The sequence below is a fragment of the Geobacter sp. DSM 9736 genome (assembly GCF_900187405.1).
Taxonomy (GTDB): Bacteria; Desulfobacterota; Desulfuromonadia; order Geobacterales; family Geobacteraceae; genus DSM-9736.
The window spans coordinates 476,936-494,599 of the sequence record NZ_LT896716.1; the positions used below are offsets into that span (position 1 = coordinate 476,936).

Genomic DNA, 17,664 nt, shown 5'->3' on the forward strand with positions numbered 1-17,664 from the left:
TGCATATGCAGCCTGACTGTTCCAGTTGGTTTCAGGAGTAATAAAATGCTTAAGCAGCCTGTCATGGAGAGGATTATTACCCAGCATGATCAAATCCGTCCTTTCCTCTGAGCTGTGCAAATCTGCCAGCATCTATACATTATCTCGAATCATTAATGCCGCTATACCGTTTTTGATTATGCCCGTGCTGACGAGGTACTTGACACCAACCGACTATGGCATCGTTGCCATGTTCGGAATTCTGGTCGGCATAGTAAGTCCTTTTGTGGGGTTAAGCCTTCATGGAGCCGTGAGCGTCAAATATTTCGACAATACTGAATTGAATCTCCCGAAATATATCGGCAACTGTGTTTTTGTACTGCTGGCGAGTACGGTTCTTGTTTCAGGTGTGATGTGGCTTTTTTCAGAACCAATCGCCAAACTCTCGTCTTTTCCCACTGAGTGGCTATGGGCGGTAGTTCTTGTTGCCTTTGCACAATTTATTTCGCTTATAGCTCTAACGATATGGCAGGTTGAGAACAAACCGGCACGGTTTGGAGCATTTCAGAATCTGCAAGTGCTTGTAAATGTCGGTCTCAGTGTCTTTTTTGTTGTAGTAATGGGCAGGGGGTGGCAGGGGCGGCTTGAGGGGCAGATAGTAACGCTCGTCTTTTTTGCGGCTATTGCACTTGTTCTCCTGCGAAAAAATGGTTGGCTAAAGTACGATTTCGACAGAGGAGCTATCAGGCATGCCTTAGCTTTCGGCGTACCTCTTATACCTCATGCACTCGGTGTTCTGCTCATAATGCAAACTGATAGGATTTTTTTGACCAACATGGCGGGCATAGCAACAGCGGGAATCTATTCCGTCGCGTACCAGTTTGGTAGCATTATTGACCTGGGTGCTTCCTCTTTTAATCAGGCTTATGCGCCTTGGTTGTATCGCCAGTTGCCCGAAATCAATGATGAAGGAAAAAGGCGCATTGTGAGGATGACGTACGCCTATTTCGTTTTTGTATTTTTTGCGGCAATTCTTCTTTCTACTGTTGTGCCGTTTTTTCTTTCCTTTTACGTCGGTAAAGATTTTATTGGTGCACAGGCATATATTTTTTGGATTTGTCTGGGTTTTTCCTTCAGCGCGATGTATTACATGGTAACCAACTACATCTTTTTCGCAGGTAAAACAGGTATTCTGGCATGGGTCACTTTTATTTCCGCCATGCTGAACATCGGTTTCAACTACCTGTTTATCAAATTAAATGGTCCAGTCGGTGCTGCTCAAGCTTCAGCGCTAACTTTTTCTATTTCTTTTGTCCTTACCTGGATATTAAGCGCTAAAGTGTATCCCATGCCTTGGAATCTGTTCAAGAGAGCAGCATGCTGACATCAAAAATAATGGATTTCATAAACGAGGTAGAAGGAGTTTTTCCCGTAGACCGCTGGGAGGTCGATGGCTTGAAAGTCTGGCCTCTAATTCGTATCCACCTTTATTTTTCACTTTTTGCTCATCACCATGTAAAAGTCACTACACGACCTAGACGCAATAAATATGTTGCGGCTGTCAATAACATTGTCACCGATATTTTCAAATTTGCTTATGCGAACTACAAAGACGAGAAAAAATGCGCTGCTCTCAAGGAATCAGATGTATTGTTTTTAAGTGACGGGATATCATTTGCTAGTGTGGATGGATATTGGTATGAGAAATTTTGCGATCCTTTGATAAGCGCCTTAAGCGACAAGGAACTCTCTTCCTTGTTGATTACTCCTTCAAGCCGTTATCTTGTTCCGAGAAATACATCTTCCAAATTTATTCAGCCGGGCCTTAGCCTTGCTAAGATACAAGGAGTTCTGCATTCTAAACTCAAGCCAGCATTACGTTGTGATTTGCCGGAATTTCAAGAGTTCATCAATTTTGTAAATGATGCAGATGTGGGCATTTCTGTTCCGAACCTTGATGAGCTAACTCGATTGATATCGTGTCTCAATCAATATGTTATCTATTATGACAAGATTCTGGACAATGTCAGGCCACAAATAGCTGGTATTGTTTGCTATTACAACATTGAGGGCTTGGCTTTTTGTCTGGCGTGCAGAAAAAACGACATTCCATGTTTTGACCTCCAGCATGGATTGCAAGGACCTTTGCATGTGGCTTACGGGCGATGGAACAAGGTGCCACAGGATGGGTATGAAATGCTTCCTTCTTTGTTCTGGTGCTGGAGCGAATCAGAAGCTTCCGCTATCAGGCAATGGAGCCATGCCGCTGATAGCTATCATCACCCGATAGTGGGTGGGAACCCGTGGCTGAATTTGTGGAAACGAAACGCCAGTGAGTTGACAACCAAATACGACAAAATTATCACTAATTCCAGCAAAATGGGCTGGCAACAAAAGAGAGTAATTATCTCTCTGCAATTTGGTGTTGATGATAAAGAAACACTTCAGCCAATACTGGATACAGTAGCTGGCTCTGACTCTTCATATTTCTGGTGGATACGGCTTCACCCGTGTATGCTCGAAAAAAGAAGTGTTGTCAAAGAAATGTTTGACACTTGTGGAAACACAAACATTAATATTGATGAGGCTACCGATTTGCCTCTTTATGCTTTGCTACGCCATGCAGACCTCCATGTTACCCATAGTTCCTCAACTGTGATAGAAGCGGAAAGCTTCGGCGTTCCTTCCATAATTACAAGTGAGTATGGCGCAGAGTTTTTTCCGGATCAGATAGCTTCTGGGTGGGCTGTTTTGGCTTTAAAGAAAGATGTCATTTATGAGGCTATTGCCCGGCAAATACAGCGTTATCCCAAACGTCCGGTGGTCGATGATATAAATGAATCACCTGCCATGGAATACATGGTGGAAGTCGCTAAAAACAAACGGAAGGTAATGAAATGTCAGTAAAATTCGCAATTGTAGGTTGTGGCGCGATAGGTTCACGCCATGCTGCTGTCATCGATGCTGAAGCCAGAGGCAGTATAGTTACGTTCTGCGATACAGTCTCAGAGAAAGCTCGTCTGCTTTCCGAGAAGTATGGCAATGATATAACATGCTACACTGATTACGATGAGATGCTGGCATCGACAGATGCTACGGTAGTCAATATATGTACCCCTCATGGTCTGCATGCTGAAATGGCTATCAAAGCAGCAAATGCTGGCAAGCATATTCTTGTTGAAAAACCAATGGCTTTAACGGTAGCAGATTCCATGGCTATGATTAAAGCCGCCGAAGAGAACTCTGTTCATTTGATGGTAGTAAAACAAAACCGTTTTAATGTGCCTATTGCCTTAACAAAACAGGCCATTGATAGTGGTAAACTCGGAAGAGTTTTTATGGCTCAATGTGATGTTTTGTGGAACAGGCATGACGGCTACTATGCCGAATCCAACTGGAGGGGGAGCAAGACACTGGAAGGGGGTGCTCTCTATACTCAGGCGAGTCACTTCATCGATCTCCTTAACTGGTGGTTTGGTGATGTGGTCGCGGTTCAGGCTGAGATCGCCACCCGGAACCACTCCATCGAAATTGAGGATTGCGGTAACGCTCTGCTGACTTTCGATTCCGGGGTCATGGGGAGCCTCACCTGGACTACGTGCGTCTACAACAAAAACTACGAAGGAAGCATTACCATTATTGCAGAGAATGGCACCATCAAGATCGGAGGGCCGTATCTTAACAAGATCGAATATTGGGATGTCAAGGCCATGCCGCTGCAGGATGACATCATCTTTGTAGATAAGCCGAACGCCTATGGAAAATACCAGGGAACCAGTTCGAATCATGACAAGGTAGTTGCCAATGTCGTCTCAAAGCTCTTGAATGAGCGACATCACGTAGTTGAAGGCGATGAGGGAATCATGTCCATAAGGGCCATCGAGATGATTTATAAACATGCACGGATGGTGTGAGGAGATACGATGCACGAGCCGATCATAAAGGAATCAGCAATCAGGGATGTAGAATTCGGTGAAAATGTAGTAGTCGTAATCCCTGTCAACATGTATGAATGCAGCATCGGTGACAATTCATTTGTCGGTCCTTTTGTAGAGATCCAAAAAGGGGTTCGCATAGGACATCGCTGCAAGATTCAGTCGCATGCTTTCATATGCGAGTTGGTGACGATCGGAGACGACTGTTTCATCTCCCATGGTGCCATGTTCATCAACGATACCTTTGCTGGCGGCGGCCCGGCCAGAGGGCGGAAAGAATTATGGAGATCCACTTCGATAGGGAACAACGTATCGATAGGGACTAATGCGACCATCCTGCCGGTGAAGATCTGCGACAATGTCGTGATCGGCGCAGGTGCGGTTGTCACGAAGGATATTGCCGAGCCGGGTATATACGCGGGGAACCCGGCCCGGAAAATTGGGGGCTGTGAACGATGCCGGTAAAATTCCTCGATCTACAATCCCAGTACCATACAATCAAGCCCGACATCGATGCAGCAATCGAGTCGGTGATACGCGAGTCTTCGTTCATAGGTGGGAAACATGTTGCTGCGTTCGAGGAGCGTTTTGCAGAGTACCACCATGTGAACCATTGCATCGGGGTGGGGAACGGGACCGACGCCCTCGAAATCGCTATCGAAGCCTGCAGCCTTCCTCCAGGCTCCGAGATCATCGTGCCCGGAAACAGTTTCATCGCTACGGCAGAGGCCGTGACCAGGGCAGGCCACAGAGTGGTATTCGCCGATGTCGATCCCGGGTGCTACACACTGACGGCAAATACGGTGCTCCAGAAGGTGACTGCGAGGACCGCAGCCATTATCGCCGTCCACCTCTACGGGCACCCGTGCGACATGGGACCGCTCACGGAGTTCTGCTCCGACCGGAACCTCGTTCTGATCGAGGACTGCGCTCAGGCCCATGGCGCCGAGTACTGCGGCCGCAGGATCGGTGGGATCGGCCACATCGCCGCCTTCAGCTTTTACCCGGGGAAAAACCTCGGTGCCTACGGCGACGGCGGAGCTGTCACTACACAGGACGAGGAACTCGCCCGACGTGCGCGAATGATTGCGAATCACGGTCGCCTTGCAAAATACGACCACGAGTTCGAGGGGCGGAATTCTCGCCTGGACGGTCTCCAGGCGGCAATTCTCAACGTCAAGCTTTCCAGCCTCGACGCATGGACACGGCACAGGATAGAAGTCGCTGATGTTTACCTTCGTGAGCTCGCAGACCTCGATGGGCTCACTCTGCCGGTGCGAAATGATTGGGCGCGGCAGGTTTATCATCTTTTCGTTGTTCGAAGCCAGCGGAGGGATGCGTTAAAAACCTTCCTGGCGGGAAAGGGGATCGAGACCGGCATTCATTATCCGATAGCTCTCGCCAAACTGAGGGCGTATGCTTATCTGGGGGCGCCGGACATGTCGGCATTCTGTAACACAGCCGACTCTACACTGCTCAGCCTGCCGATCGGGGAGCACATGTCGCGGGAGCACGTCGATGAAGTTTCGTCCGCGGTGAGAGAATTCTTCGGGCGCTGACATGATCACTATCATCGATTACGGCATGGGGAACCTCGGTTCCATACGGAACATGCTCAAGAAGATAGGTGCCGAGTCGCGAATATCCGGAGACCCATCCGTCGTTGCGGAATCGGACAAGCTGATCCTCCCAGGCGTCGGATCCTTCGACGCGGGGATCAGAAACCTCTCCAATTCCGGGCTGATGCAAGTGCTCAGCGAGCGGGTCACCGAGAGGAAGGTTCCGGTACTGGGAATTTGTCTCGGTATGCAGCTCATGACCAGGAAAAGCGAAGAGGGGACTCTGCCGGGGCTGGGCTGGGTCGATGCCGAGACCGTCCGATTCAGTCCTCCTGCAGGCTCTACGCTGAAAGTTCCTCACATGGGTTGGAATACCGTGACTGCGGCGAAGGAATCGCCGCTTTTCAGCGGTGCGGAGCCGGAAGAGCGTTTCTATTTCGTTCACTCCTACTACGTGCGATGCCTGAACCGTGAGGATGTTCTCCTCACGGCGGAACATGGACAAGAATTCGATGCGGGATTCTGCTGCGGCAACGTAGCCGGTGTTCAATTCCATCCCGAGAAGAGTCACAAGTTCGGCATGCGTTTCCTGCGCAACTTCGTGGAGGTCTTCTAACATGCTTCGCACCCGCGTCATACCGTGCCTCCTCCTGAAGGGGCAGGGGCTAGTGAAAACCCAGAAATTCAAGGATCCAAAGTATGTTGGCGATCCGATCAATGCCATAAAGATCTTCAACGAAAAAGAGGTGGACGAACTCGTGCTGCTCGACATTGCAGCTTCGGTGGAGGAGCGCGAACCCAACTTCAAGATCATCGAAGAAGTGGCCAGCGAATGTTTCATGCCCCTCGGTTACGGCGGCGGCATCAGGTCGCTCGAGCAGATAAAGACGATCTTTTCCCTGGGGGTCGAAAAGGTGATCATTAATACCTCGGCCCACGACAGCCCCGATCTTGTCAGGGCTGCCTCAGACACCTTCGGCAGTCAGAGCATTGTCGTATCCATCGACGTGAAGAAGAATTTCTTCGGGAAATACGAGGTGCATACCCTGTCTGGATCGAGGAACACGAAACAGGATCCGGTTCAGTATGCCCTTGAAATGGAGCAGCGCGGCGCCGGAGAGCTGATTTTGAATTCAGTTGATCGGGACGGGATGATGGCAGGCTATGATCTGCAGCTCGTCTGCAGGGTTGCCGGGGCCGTAGGTGTTCCCGTCATTGCCTGCGGAGGTGCCGGAAACGTCGCACACCTTGCCGAAGCTGCTGCGCGGGGTGCATCGGCCCTTGCCGCCGGAAGCATGTTCGTCTTCCAAGGGAAGCACCGTGCGGTACTGATCAGCTACCCCGAACGCAAGGAACTCGAGCGGTACCTTCAATGAACGCGAGGAATCAATTGACCAGGGAATACAGAATTTGCAGCAGATGCGTAATGGACACCTCCGACCGCGGGATTTTGTTTGACGAAAACGGTGTCTGCAACCATTGCCACAATTATGAGATTATCTCGAAGAGGGTTCTTCTTCCTCCCGAGATCGCTCAGGAAAAACTGCTACAGATCATCGAGAAGATCAAGAGGGACGGAGAGAAACAGGAATACGACTGCATTATTGGCCTGAGCGGGGGGATCGACAGCTCATACCTTGCTCTGCAGGCTAAAAACTTTGGATTACGTCCCCTAGCGGTACACTTCGACAACGGATGGAACTCCGAAATCTCGGTAAAGAACATCGAGAACATCGTCAAGAAGCTCGGCTTCGACCTTTTCACCTATGTCATCGATTGGGAAGAATTCAAAGATCTGCAACGTTCTTTTTTCAAGGCATCAGTAGTCGACATAGAACTTCTGACCGACAATGCGATATTCACTTCACTATATAAGCTTGCTCGGCAGCATAAAATCAAGTATTCGCTTGAAGGCCACAACATAGTCACCGAATCGATAATGGGAAAGGATTGGAACTACTGGAAGTTCGATCTGAAAAATATCAAGGCCATTCAGAAAGAATTTGGCACGTTGAAAATAAAGAGCTTCCCCACAATGGGGCCATGGAAAAGGCTTTTTTTGCAAGTAATGAAAATAATAGAGCCTGTTTACATCCTCAACTTTCTGGAATATGACAAGAAGAAAGCAATGGAGACGCTTGAGAAGGAACTTGAATGGAAGTACTACGGTGGAAAGCACTACGAGTCGGTATTCACCAAGTTCTATCAGGCTTATGTTCTGCCGACAAAATTCGGCATCGATAAGCGCAGGGCCCATCTGTCCAATTTGATCTGTTCGGGGCAGCTGACCCGTGAAGAGGCCGTGGTTGAACTGGAGAGGGAAATTTACCCGCAGGATGAACTGAGAAAAGACAAGGAATACGTAGTTAAGAAACTTGGTTTCTCCGAAGAGGAATTCGACGACATCATGCAGCAGTCACCAAAGTCTCACATGGATTATCCGAATGACTGGGAAAGTTACCATAGAATAGTAGATTCGATAAAGAATCTTAAATGCAGTGTAAGGCGGCGGTAGGCGTTTAAGCCCTCGCTTACGTCAAAGATGGTCGGGATCGGTTGAATATGGTAATTAAATTTAACAGCAGCAATGCAATATGTAAGCTTGCTCTTATTGACATTTTGTTCTTACCTTTTTTAAGGCCTCTGCCGTTAACAATATCAATGCTACCTGTTACAATTTGGGCGGTACTCCATGTCCGTAGGAATACCTATGACAAAGTTCTTATGATGGTTTTTCTGATCCTTTCGCTTCTGAGTCTTGTCTACTCATTTCTTTTTTTCCCTGAGACTTTTTTTGATGGCGAGGTAGATCTGAATGTTTGGACGCAAAACATTATTTTTTTAGGGCTCATAGTCCTCTTCTTCGCCTATTTCGTTCTTTTCAAAGCACTGTTACCAAGATTCGGCCCGAAAAAGGTATACCGCTTCGTACTGATCTATTTCCTGTTATTGCTCGGGTTGTCTGTTTGTTTCGTTATTGATTACAAACGTTACTTTTCTGTCAGGACATTCTGGACGCTCAGCAGTTCGCCGCTTGACGTAGGGGATTTCTCGTCTCTCGTACGGTACACCGGCATGTTTAGTGATCCTAATAATTGTGCCGTCATGGTGGTTGCGCTTTACGCCATTCTGGTGCTTTATGAAACCAGTTCCCTCCTCAAGTTGTTTTTGCTTACTGTCGCCTGCCTCTTTATTTTGCTGACAACGATGAGTAGCACCGGTTTTTTATCTTTTTTTGCAGTGATACCTTTTGTCGCGTACTTTTACATAAAAGGTACTCATGATATTTGGAAAAAAGCGTTGATAGTAGTCTCGATTCTTTTATTCGTTGTGACTCTTCTATCAGTATTGACATATGTACAGAGTACTGATATTGGCAAAGTTGCACTTGAAAGGCTAAGCGGCAATACCGCGTCGACACGACTGGTTAAATTCGAGCAGATGCTCGGCTATGATGCGATCACGAGGCTGGTTGTTGGTACCGGCGGGACCGTTATCATAGGAACGGATTTGATAAGGCCGCATGTCGGACATCTGCATTTTTTTTATAACTATGGCCTATGGGCATACGTTGCATTCATGCTTCTGGTATTCAGAATAAGGCAGGGGATCCCGCTCGTTTACTACACTCCTCTTATTCCTGTTTTTCTGGGATTCAGCGCCAATACTGGTTTCATAGATTTCAGATTCAGCGTTGTTGCTTCTTTGGTTCTTGCTTTCTATTCGATAAATCCCCGGAAATTGGACAGTGTCTGATGAAGGTTCATGTATTCTCCAGATCGAGCTGGTTCGAGCCGCACAGAATAAGGCAGCAGATGTCCGTTCTTATAAGCACTGCCTATGATGTGGAATACCATTCTCCGGACAAGGGTTCTGCCTCTTCCGGACCATACTCCATCGATACGAATATCACTCTCAGGTACTTCAGGTTTTTTGAAGAATTCGCTTCTGTCCCGTTTGTTTCCATCTGGAATGCATTTCGGCTGTTTCTTTATTTCAAAAGGTGTGTGCGCAGTGATGATGTAGTCATTAATTTCTTACCAGAGTTGACCATTTTCCCTATGTCCCCTAGGGTCAAAATCATTTCTGTCGTCAACGATGATTTCGCATCGATGGCACCCAGAGTGACTTCCTTGTGGCTCAAGTTTTTGCTGTCTAGGATGACGTCGTCGTCTTACGCCGCTCTGTATGTTTCCATAGGTCTGATGAAAAAATACCCTTGTGAGAGACAGTTGCTTTTTTATCCATGGTCCGACCAAAAGCGAATGGAACGCGAAGCCCACAAAAAAACCCTACTTTACTGGGGATACATTTCGGTGGCTGTCAATCTGGCCGAGTTCGACCGGATCGCAACTCAGATAGAGGCCAAATCCTTGGGTTTGCGGATTCTCCTGGTAGGTCCTGTTGACGACGCAGTGTCGGTCCTCGTTCAAGACCTTGTCGCCAAGCATGAATGCATTTCTTACCACCCGCCTGCAAAGCTTGAGGACCTCGATCTAAAGGATGTTTTGTTCGGTGTCGAGTTATTGGACCCGGGATTTAAAAACTCACAATTTGTGGAATTTCCTAATAAAGCACCCCGGTTACTTTCATACGGAATTCCCTTGGTACACAGTGGCTGTAGGTTATTAGACAAACCTTTCTTTATTGAGTACAAAGGTAATATTGAAGATGTGGTCTCGTTTGTCAGAACGTATTCCCCTGAGATCAACTCTGCAATAGACGACTATTTCGAGGAAAACAACTCTGCAGCCCGTTTTATGGCCATCGATGAATTGATAAAGGCATGAATATGGCGATAGATTCGGAATCATTGTCATGAAAATACTTATTCTAACAACTAAATTTTGTCATCCTGACGGGTCTCCATGGCTGGTAAGTGAATTAACCGATGAATTCACACGGTTGGGGCACCAGGTTACAGTTCTAAATGTCGAGTGGACAAGATCTTCCATTCAGCTTTCGGATAGGCATCAGCAAAATGACAACCTTGAGGTCAACATCTTTCAAGCCATTCATGCCGAATTGGGTATGCTGTCTGTTGCGATACGGTGGGCCTTGTCGTCATTCAAGGCATTGCCATTTCTATTGAAGCGTTGCCTAAGCAGAGAGCGCTATGACTTGATGATAGGATTTTCTCCGTGCACGGCCCTCTACGCCATCCTGCCTCTTGCTCGATCGATTTCCCATGATTCATGCTTGATCTATTGGGATTTTTTCCCCGTTCACAATCAGGAAATCAGTGGTAAAGCACCAACTTTCTCTCTCCCCATTCTGAAATTCGTTGAGAACAAGCTGGTCGGTCTCTTTTCACGGGTCGGGTGCATGAGCGACAAGAATTTGGAGTTCTTTAACCGCTACTTCGGAGCCGTTCAGAAACAGCAGCGCAGCATCATACCTATCTGGACCTCCTTTTTCGGTGATGATCCCTCCAGTCGACCGAACCCGAGGTTTGCCCCGGCCTCTCGAAAAGTCGTACTGGTTTTCGGTGGTCAGCTTGTTGAGGGACGAGGTGTGATCGAGCTTTGCGAAGCCGTGATAATGGCCCATAGGGAAGATCCTGATATCTCGCTTGTCATTTGCGGAGCCGGGTTTCTGTCGAGCAGGGTCCTCGAGTTGCAGGAGAGGTATCCTGCCGCCATTAGGTACGCAGGGCAGCTTTCGCGGGAAGCCTACTTCGGCATTTTGGGAATGTCGCATATCGGTGTCGTGGCAACAGTAAGCAATGTCAGTGTACCAACGTTTCCTTCCAAGAGTCTTGATTATATGGCCTGTGGGCTACCGATTCTGGCCTCCGTTGAAGCTGCCAGTGATTTCGGTGATTTCGTTGAAAAGAACAATATTGGGAAGGCGTGCCCTGCCGGCGACATTGCGTCCATGAAAGCCGCAATACTCGAGATGGCCACCTCCGGAGAGAAGCTGAAGATCATGGGCAATAATGGAAACAGGTATCTGCGGGCGAATCATTCTGTTCAGCACGTTGCACATCTGATTATAGGAGACTGAAAAGTGTTCACTGGTAATGTTCTAGTTATTACTGGCGGGACTGGATCATTCGGTAACGCCGTACTGAAGCGCTTTCTTCACACCGACATCAAGGAGATCCGGGTATTCAGCCGAGACGAAAAGAAACAGGAGGACATGAGGATCGAGTTGAATTCCTCAAAGGTCAAATTCTACATAGGTGACGTACGCAACTACGACAGCGTGTCGTCGGCAATGCAGGGTGCAGATTATGTTTTCCATGCCGCTGCACTCAAACAGGTTCCTTCTTGTGAATTTTATCCGATGGAAGCAGTCAGAACTAACGTTCTCGGTACCGAAAATGTTCTTAACGCTGCACTGGCAAATAGTTTGAAAAAGGTAATATGTTTAAGCACCGATAAGGCTGTGTATCCGATCAATGCTATGGGAATCTCCAAAGCCATGATGGAAAAGGTGATGACTGCCAAGTCGAGGACGACTGACATTACCAAAACAGTTCTGTGTGGTACCCGATATGGAAATGTCATGGCTTCCCGAGGTTCGGTGATCCCCCTGTTCGTGAAGCAGATTAAGGAAGGAAAGCCTCTTACTGTTACCGATCCCAATATGACACGCTACCTCATGTCACTTGAAGATGCGGTGGATCTGGTGATCTTTGCCTTCCAAAATGCCCGGCAAGGCGACATTTTCGTACAGAAAGCTCCCGCCTCCACCATTCACGATCTCGCCCTGGCGTTGAAGGATTTATTTGATGCAGACAACGCCATCAAGATTATAGGTACTCGCCATGGAGAGAAGCTCTACGAAACGCTTCTTACACGGGAAGAACGTGTAAAAGCCGAAGATCTGGGGGGGTACTTCAGGATCGTTCCCGACGATCGTGATTTGAACTATGGTAAGTACTTCACCGAAGGGGAAGAAAAGGTTTCACAGGTCGAGGATTACAATTCCCACAATACACAGAGATTGGATATCAATGGGATAAAGGAACTGTTGTTGAAACTTCCTTTCATCAAGAACGAACTGGAGAAAAAATGAAGGCCTTGGTAACTGGTGGAGCGGGTTTTATCGGTTCGAACCTTGTCAGGCAGTTGCTGGAAGACCGCCACCGCGTCACGGTTCTCGATAACCTCATGTCGGGATATCGCAGCAACCTGGATTCCCTTTCCGATGCCTGCTTCATCGAAGGAGACATCCGCGACGAGGCTGCTGTAGCCAGGGCGATAGAGGGGTGTGAGGTAGTTTTTCATTTGGCTGCTTCCGTGGGTAACAAGCGCTCCATAGATAATGCGCTGCTGGATGCCGACATCAACGTCATGGGGACGATTAAAGTTCTCGAAGCTGCCCGCAAGGCAGGTGTCCGGAAGATAGTCGCTTCTTCGTCAGCAGGTATTTTCGGGGAATTGAAGACATTGCCTATCAGGGAAGACCATCCGGTGGAACCTGATACCCCTTATGGCAGCAGCAAGCTATGCATGGAAAAAGAGTGTCTCGCGTACGCTAAACTGTATGACATCGAAGCGGTTTGCCTGAGGTATTTCAATGTGTACGGTCCCAATCAGCGCTTCGATGCTTATGGAAATGTCATTCCAATTTTTGTTTTCAAGATGTTGCGTGGCGAGCCGTTGACCATCTTCGGTGATGGTGAGCAGACGCGCGATTTCATCAATGTCAGGGACGTGGTCCAGGCAAATGTCAAAGCCGCCATGAGCCGTGGCGTCTCCGGCGCATTCAATGCCGGCAGCGGAGGCAGGATTACGATCAATAAGCTGGTGGACCTGATCCGGGACGTCTCCAGACTGGAGCCACTGGTGGAATACGGTCCGCCGCGCGCCGGCGACGTCCGCCACAGCCTTGCCGACATTTCAGCGGCACGCGACGCTTTCGGCTTTCAACCCACTATCTCCCTGGAACAAGGGATGGCTGAGTACATGGCCTGGGCCAAGGAGGAGGCGGTCAGGACAGTCGACGTGTAGCGTTCAACATTATGGAGCGAGAGGGATAAGATGCGTATTTTGATATTGGGTGGGGATGGGATGTTGGGGCACCAACTTCTAGAGCAGTATACTCCTCGCCACGAGGTGAAGGTGACCCTTCGCCAGGACCTTGGGGCCTACACGCAAAGCAGGTTATTTACTCCGGACAACTCTTATGCTGGTGTTGACGTCCGGTCACTGGAGAGGCTGGTCGAGGTTATGGCTGACTTCCAACCTGATGCAGTTGTCAACGCGGTTGGGATCGTGAAGCAACGCCCGGATGCTAAGGAGATAATACCCAGTCTGGAGATAAACTCCCTCTTGCCGCACCGCCTGATGTTGCTCTGTAAGGGGGTCGGGGCAAGACTGGTGCACCTCTCCACCGACTGCGTCTTTTCCGGAAGGAAAGGGAACTACCTGGAGACCGACCCCTCAGATGCCGAGGACCTCTACGGAAAGACCAAATACTTGGGTGAGGTCCACGACAGCAACGCGCTGACGCTGCGCACCTCAATCATCGGCCGTGAGCTATCGCGCCGCACCTCCCTTTTCGAATGGTTCCTGGCCCAAAAGGGCACTGTGAAGGGTTTCACCAAGGCCATTTACACCGGCTTCACTACCATCGAGATGGGGAGGATCATCGAGAAGATGCTACTGGAATTCCCGCACGCCAGCGGGGTGTACCAGGTCTCCAGTGAGCCGATCAACAAGTACGAGCTCCTGCTTCTTTTTCGCGAGAAGCTCGGACACAAGATCGAGATTGTCCCGGAGGAAGTCTTCTGTTGCGACCGAAGCCTTGACTCGGCACGCTTCCGTAACGACTTCAACTATGCCCCCCCCTCATGGCCGGAGATGATCGAGGAGCTAGCTGTATGAAAGTCATGACCATTGTCGGGACCCGTCCCGAGATCATCAAGCTGAGTCGAGTAATTGCCGAACTTGACCGGCGCGTGAACCATGTCCTGGTGCATTCGGGCCAGAACTACGACTACGAGCTGAACGGGATCTTTTTCTCCGAGATGCAAATCCGCAAGCCCGACCACTTCCTGAACGCCGTGGGAGAGAGCTTAGCCCACACCATCGGCAACGTCATTGCCAAGGCTGATGATGTGATTGAACAGGAGAAGCCGGATGCCCTTCTTCTGCTCGGCGATACGAATAGCTGCCTCGCCGCGATTTCCGCGAAGCGGCGGAAGATACCGATCTTCCACATGGAGGCAGGGAACCGGTGCTTCGACCTCAGGGTGCCGGAGGAGATCAACCGCAAGATCGTTGACCACATCAGTGACATCAACATGACTTACACAGAGCATGCCCGGCGCTACCTACTTGCCGAAGGGCTGCGGCCGGAGACGGTCATTAAGACCGGGTCCCCCATGATGGAAGTGCTCAAGCACCACCAGAAGCAGATCGAAGGCTCAGATGTGCTGGAGCGTCTGGAACTGCGAAGCGGCGAGTATTTCGTGGTGAGCGCACACCGTGAGGAGAACGTGGACAGCGAGACCAACTTTGGAAATCTTTTGCAGTCGCTTTCAGCCATCGCCGAAAAGTATGACCGCCCCGTGGTTGTCTCCACCCATCCCCGGACCAGAAAGAAACTGGAAGCGATAGGTACCCAGGGTTTAGACCGGCGCATCCAGTTTATGAGGCCGCTCGGTTTCCCCGATTACGTCAAGCTGCAGATGAACGCCGCCTGCGTCATCTCGGATAGCGGCACCATCACCGAGGAATCCTCCATCCTCGGCTTCCCCGCGGTCACCATCCGCCAGGCGCATGAGCGACCGGAAGGGATGGATGAAGGCACCCTGATCATGTGCGGACTAGAATCGAAGACAGTGCAGGAGGCGGTGGAGGTGGTCATGTCCCAGTTCGCCGAGGAACGCGGGCGCTTCAGGATCGTGTCGGACTACGATACCTGCAATGTCTCCCATAAGGTGCTGCGGATCATCCTCAGCTACACGGACTACGTGAACCGGAACGTATGGAAGAAATCCTTGTAGATGAAGATTCTCGTCGTAAGCCAGTATTTCTGGCCTGAAAGCTTTCTTATAAACAACGTAGCCGTCGGACTGGTTGAACGCGGTCATCAGGTGACCGTACTTACGGGGAGCCCCAACTACCCGAAAGGGAGGTTCTTCGAGGGTTACGGGTTTTTTAACGCACCAGAGGAGTATCAGGGGGTCTATGTGGTCCGCGTTCCCTTGATCCCGAGAGGAAGGGGGGCCGGGGTACAGCTTGCCTTGAATTACCTATCCTTTGCAGCATCTGCAAGCATTGCCGGGCCGCTTTTGTGCAGGGGGAAATTCGACCAGATATTTGTTTTCGAACCGTCCCCGATCACGGTGGGGATACCTGCGCTCGTAATGAAGTCGTTAAAGTCGGCGTCGGTGCTGTTCTGGGTGCAGGATCTCTGGCCGGAAAGCCTCTCGGCCACTGGCGCGCTAAGCTCGAAAGTAGTACTGGGATGGGTTGGAAAGCTGGTGCGCGCCATTTACCGCAGATGCGACAGGATTCTGATCCAGTCGAGGTCGTTTGCCGGCTCCGTGATACAGCAGGGGGGCAGCCCGGAACGGATCCGGTATTTCCCCAACTCGGCCGAGAAGGTGTTTACATGCCAATCGGCCTCCGAGGCGGAAATCCCGGCCCTGCCAACGGGGTTCAGGATCATGTTCGCCGGCAACATAGGTGCCGCGCAGGATTTCGGTAACATCATTGCCACCGCCAAGCTGCTTAAGGAGTATCGTGACATCCGCTGGATCATTGTCGGCGATGGCCGCATGCGGCAATGGGCGGAAACCGAGATCGCGCGCCAGGGGCTGGGAGAGATTTTCAGCTTTCTGGGGCGTTATCCCTTGGAAGCCATGCCGGCCTTTTTTGCGCAGGCCGATGCCCTGCTGGTTACCTTGAGAAAAGAAAAGATTTTCGCCATGACCATCCCCACTAAGATCCAAGCCTATCTTGCCTGCGGCAGACCGGTGATTGCGGCCATCGATGGCGAAGGCGCCAAGATAATCGAGGAGGCCGGTGCCGGCTTTACCTGTCCGGCTGAGGATCCCGGCTTATTTGCCCAAGCCGTTTTGAAGATGTACCGGACCTCCTCGGTTGAGCGAGAGAGGATGGCTGCCAGCGGCAGAAAGTACTACCAACTCAATTTCGACAGCGAAGCCCTGCTTGACAAGCTGGTTTTATGGATGCAGGAATTAACCGATGCCAAGAACTGCCATACCCATGAACGATAAACAATCAATGCTTGTAACCGGGGCCACTGGGTTCATCGGCCGTGCTTTTTGTCAATTGCTGATCCAGAAGAGTTACAGTGTTCGGGGCACCATGCTCAGTCATGAAGCTTCCACGTCACTTGTTGACGGGGTGGAGCCGGTGCTTGTCGAGCCGCTGGGACCCGAAACCTCATGGAAACAGGCGTTGGTGGGGATAGATACCGTTGTCCATCTGGCTGCCAGGGTACACATGATGGATGATCCTGCCGCGGATCCCCTAGTTGAGTTTCGCAAGGCAAATGTGGCAGGCACACTTAAGCTGGCCTGCGACGCAGCTACACAAGGTGTCAGGAGATTCGTTTTCATCAGCTCGGTAAAAGTAAATGGCGAGGAATCCGCCATTCCGTACAACTCCGACTCCAGACCGGAGCCCTGTGACCCCTACGGCATCAGCAAATGGGAGGCGGAACAGGAGCTGCGCCGGATTGAAGCTGAAATGGGCATAGAGGTCGTAATTGTCAGACCGACTCTCGTGTACGGTCCCGCCGTAAAGGCAAATTTTCTGAATATCTTGAAGATAATTTCGAAAGGGGTTCCACTCCCTCTCGCTTCGGTGAACAACAGGCGCAGCCTGGTATACCTCGGTAACTTGGTGGATGCACTTGCGGTGTGTGCGGTACATCCTGGCGCAGCGGGAAAGACTTATTTGGTCAGTGATGGAGAGGATGTATCGACACCGGAACTTATTCTCCGAATTGCAAATTCTATGAATACAACTGCACGGTTGTTTCCTTTCCCAGCTGTGTTATTGTTAGCGGCCGCCAGAATGGTCGGTAAGCGTTCCGTTGTGCAGCGGCTGACTGGTTCCCTTCAGGTTGACAGTTCAAAGATCCGTAAAGACCTGAACTGGGTCCCTCCCTACACAATGATGCAGGGCCTCCAGGAAACCGGACAGTGGTTCCTGACGGGGAGATAATGATTGTGTCAGACGCAATTAGCTGTTCCGCCTCGA

The 17,664-nt window shown here is 50.0% G+C and carries 17 protein-coding genes; all 17 read left to right on the forward strand.

All coding sequences use genetic code 11. The features are described 5' to 3' along the window. The first annotated feature begins 85 nt into the window (after positions 1 to 85). The 17 genes from CFB04_RS02170 to CFB04_RS02250 are packed head-to-tail and all read left to right on the forward strand — an operon-like array spanning position 86 to position 17,628. Entirely contained in the window at positions 86 to 1,363 is a 1,278-nt protein-coding gene (locus CFB04_RS02170; protein WP_088533749.1) for a lipopolysaccharide biosynthesis protein, read from the forward strand. Next, positions 1,357 to 2,886, forward strand: coding sequence for a glycosyltransferase (locus CFB04_RS02175; RefSeq protein ID WP_088533750.1), 1,530 nt, complete (start codon positions 1,357 to 1,359; stop codon positions 2,884 to 2,886). The genes CFB04_RS02170 and CFB04_RS02175 overlap by 7 nt, the downstream gene beginning before the upstream one ends. Continuing rightward, on the forward strand, positions 2,877 to 3,893 hold the full coding sequence (locus tag CFB04_RS02180; RefSeq protein ID WP_088533751.1) for a Gfo/Idh/MocA family protein: 1,017 nt from the start codon (positions 2,877 to 2,879) through the stop codon (positions 3,891 to 3,893). The genes CFB04_RS02175 and CFB04_RS02180 overlap by 10 nt, the downstream gene beginning before the upstream one ends. A 9-nt stretch (positions 3,894 to 3,902) precedes the next feature. Continuing rightward, on the forward strand, positions 3,903 to 4,379 hold the full coding sequence (locus tag CFB04_RS02185) for an acyltransferase (RefSeq protein ID WP_088533752.1): 477 nt from the start codon (positions 3,903 to 3,905) through the stop codon (positions 4,377 to 4,379). Continuing rightward, positions 4,370 to 5,473, forward strand: coding sequence for a DegT/DnrJ/EryC1/StrS aminotransferase family protein (locus CFB04_RS02190; RefSeq protein WP_088533753.1), 1,104 nt, complete (start codon positions 4,370 to 4,372; stop codon positions 5,471 to 5,473). The genes CFB04_RS02185 and CFB04_RS02190 overlap by 10 nt, the downstream gene beginning before the upstream one ends. 1 nt (position 5,474) lies before the next feature. After that, positions 5,475 to 6,089 carry an imidazole glycerol phosphate synthase subunit HisH gene (hisH, locus tag CFB04_RS02195; RefSeq protein WP_088533754.1) on the forward strand — a complete coding sequence of 205 codons (615 nt, stop codon included), beginning with the start codon at positions 5,475 to 5,477 and terminating at the stop codon, positions 6,087 to 6,089. A gap of 1 nt (position 6,090) precedes the next feature. Further along, positions 6,091 to 6,849: an AglZ/HisF2 family acetamidino modification protein gene (locus tag CFB04_RS02200; protein WP_088533755.1), complete on the forward strand. Its 759-nt coding sequence runs from the start codon at positions 6,091 to 6,093 to the stop codon at positions 6,847 to 6,849. Beyond that, positions 6,846 to 7,988, forward strand: a complete 1,143-nt coding sequence (locus CFB04_RS02205; RefSeq protein ID WP_088533756.1) for an N-acetyl sugar amidotransferase — start codon at positions 6,846 to 6,848, stop codon at positions 7,986 to 7,988. Before CFB04_RS02200 ends, CFB04_RS02205 begins: the two co-directional genes overlap by 4 nt. Positions 7,989 to 8,035: 47 nt before the next feature. Beyond that, positions 8,036 to 9,229, forward strand: a complete 1,194-nt coding sequence (locus tag CFB04_RS02210) for a hypothetical protein (RefSeq protein ID WP_088533757.1) — start codon at positions 8,036 to 8,038, stop codon at positions 9,227 to 9,229. A 59-nt stretch (positions 9,230 to 9,288) separates the two neighbouring features. After that, positions 9,289 to 10,263, forward strand: a complete 975-nt coding sequence (locus CFB04_RS18180; protein WP_157698691.1) for a hypothetical protein — start codon at positions 9,289 to 9,291, stop codon at positions 10,261 to 10,263. A 28-nt stretch (positions 10,264 to 10,291) separates the two neighbouring features. Next, the gene (locus tag CFB04_RS02220) at positions 10,292 to 11,479 is read left to right on the forward strand and encodes a glycosyltransferase family 4 protein (RefSeq protein ID WP_088533759.1); all 1,188 of its coding nucleotides are present in this window, start codon (positions 10,292 to 10,294) and stop codon (positions 11,477 to 11,479) included. A gap of 3 nt (positions 11,480 to 11,482) precedes the next feature. Continuing rightward, positions 11,483 to 12,496 carry a polysaccharide biosynthesis protein gene (locus CFB04_RS02225; RefSeq protein ID WP_088533760.1) on the forward strand — a complete coding sequence of 338 codons (1,014 nt, stop codon included), beginning with the start codon at positions 11,483 to 11,485 and terminating at the stop codon, positions 12,494 to 12,496. Next, the gene (locus tag CFB04_RS02230) at positions 12,493 to 13,434 is read left to right on the forward strand and encodes an SDR family oxidoreductase (protein WP_088533761.1); all 942 of its coding nucleotides are present in this window, start codon (positions 12,493 to 12,495) and stop codon (positions 13,432 to 13,434) included. Before CFB04_RS02225 ends, CFB04_RS02230 begins: the two co-directional genes overlap by 4 nt. Before the next feature lie 30 nt (positions 13,435 to 13,464). Further along, on the forward strand, positions 13,465 to 14,310 hold the full coding sequence (locus CFB04_RS02235) for an SDR family oxidoreductase (protein WP_088533762.1): 846 nt from the start codon (positions 13,465 to 13,467) through the stop codon (positions 14,308 to 14,310). Then, the gene (wecB, locus tag CFB04_RS02240; RefSeq protein ID WP_172825423.1) at positions 14,307 to 15,434 is read left to right on the forward strand and encodes a non-hydrolyzing UDP-N-acetylglucosamine 2-epimerase; all 1,128 of its coding nucleotides are present in this window, start codon (positions 14,307 to 14,309) and stop codon (positions 15,432 to 15,434) included. Before CFB04_RS02235 ends, wecB begins: the two co-directional genes overlap by 4 nt. Beyond that, the gene (locus CFB04_RS02245) at positions 15,435 to 16,673 is read left to right on the forward strand and encodes a glycosyltransferase family 4 protein (RefSeq protein WP_088533763.1); all 1,239 of its coding nucleotides are present in this window, start codon (positions 15,435 to 15,437) and stop codon (positions 16,671 to 16,673) included. Continuing rightward, positions 16,642 to 17,628 carry an SDR family oxidoreductase gene (locus tag CFB04_RS02250; RefSeq protein WP_231934341.1) on the forward strand — a complete coding sequence of 329 codons (987 nt, stop codon included), beginning with the start codon at positions 16,642 to 16,644 and terminating at the stop codon, positions 17,626 to 17,628. Before CFB04_RS02245 ends, CFB04_RS02250 begins: the two co-directional genes overlap by 32 nt. Positions 17,629 to 17,664 lie beyond the last annotated feature (36 nt).

Excerpts from the sequence above, each read along its gene's own strand:
- CFB04_RS02170 (WP_088533749.1), top strand. The coding sequence starts at position 86 with ATGATCAAATCCGTCCTTTCCTCTGAGCTGTGCAAATCTGCCAGCATC.
- CFB04_RS02175 (WP_088533750.1), top strand. The coding sequence starts at position 1,357 with ATGCTGACATCAAAAATAATGGATTTCATAAACGAGGTAGAAGGAGTT.
- CFB04_RS02180 (WP_088533751.1), top strand. The coding sequence starts at position 2,877 with ATGTCAGTAAAATTCGCAATTGTAGGTTGTGGCGCGATAGGTTCACGC.
- CFB04_RS02185 (WP_088533752.1), top strand. The coding sequence starts at position 3,903 with ATGCACGAGCCGATCATAAAGGAATCAGCAATCAGGGATGTAGAATTC.
- CFB04_RS02190 (WP_088533753.1), top strand. The coding sequence starts at position 4,370 with ATGCCGGTAAAATTCCTCGATCTACAATCCCAGTACCATACAATCAAG.
- hisH (WP_088533754.1), top strand. The coding sequence starts at position 5,475 with ATGATCACTATCATCGATTACGGCATGGGGAACCTCGGTTCCATACGG.
- CFB04_RS02200 (WP_088533755.1), top strand. The coding sequence starts at position 6,091 with ATGCTTCGCACCCGCGTCATACCGTGCCTCCTCCTGAAGGGGCAGGGG.
- CFB04_RS02205 (WP_088533756.1), top strand. The coding sequence starts at position 6,846 with ATGAACGCGAGGAATCAATTGACCAGGGAATACAGAATTTGCAGCAGA.
- CFB04_RS02210 (WP_088533757.1), top strand. The coding sequence starts at position 8,036 with ATGGTAATTAAATTTAACAGCAGCAATGCAATATGTAAGCTTGCTCTT.
- CFB04_RS18180 (WP_157698691.1), top strand. The coding sequence starts at position 9,289 with ATGTCCGTTCTTATAAGCACTGCCTATGATGTGGAATACCATTCTCCG.
- CFB04_RS02220 (WP_088533759.1), top strand. The coding sequence starts at position 10,292 with ATGAAAATACTTATTCTAACAACTAAATTTTGTCATCCTGACGGGTCT.
- CFB04_RS02230 (WP_088533761.1), top strand. The coding sequence starts at position 12,493 with ATGAAGGCCTTGGTAACTGGTGGAGCGGGTTTTATCGGTTCGAACCTT.
- CFB04_RS02235 (WP_088533762.1), top strand. The coding sequence starts at position 13,465 with ATGCGTATTTTGATATTGGGTGGGGATGGGATGTTGGGGCACCAACTT.
- wecB (WP_172825423.1), top strand. The coding sequence starts at position 14,307 with ATGAAAGTCATGACCATTGTCGGGACCCGTCCCGAGATCATCAAGCTG.
- CFB04_RS02245 (WP_088533763.1), top strand. The coding sequence starts at position 15,435 with ATGAAGATTCTCGTCGTAAGCCAGTATTTCTGGCCTGAAAGCTTTCTT.
- CFB04_RS02250 (WP_231934341.1), top strand. The coding sequence starts at position 16,642 with ATGCCAAGAACTGCCATACCCATGAACGATAAACAATCAATGCTTGTA.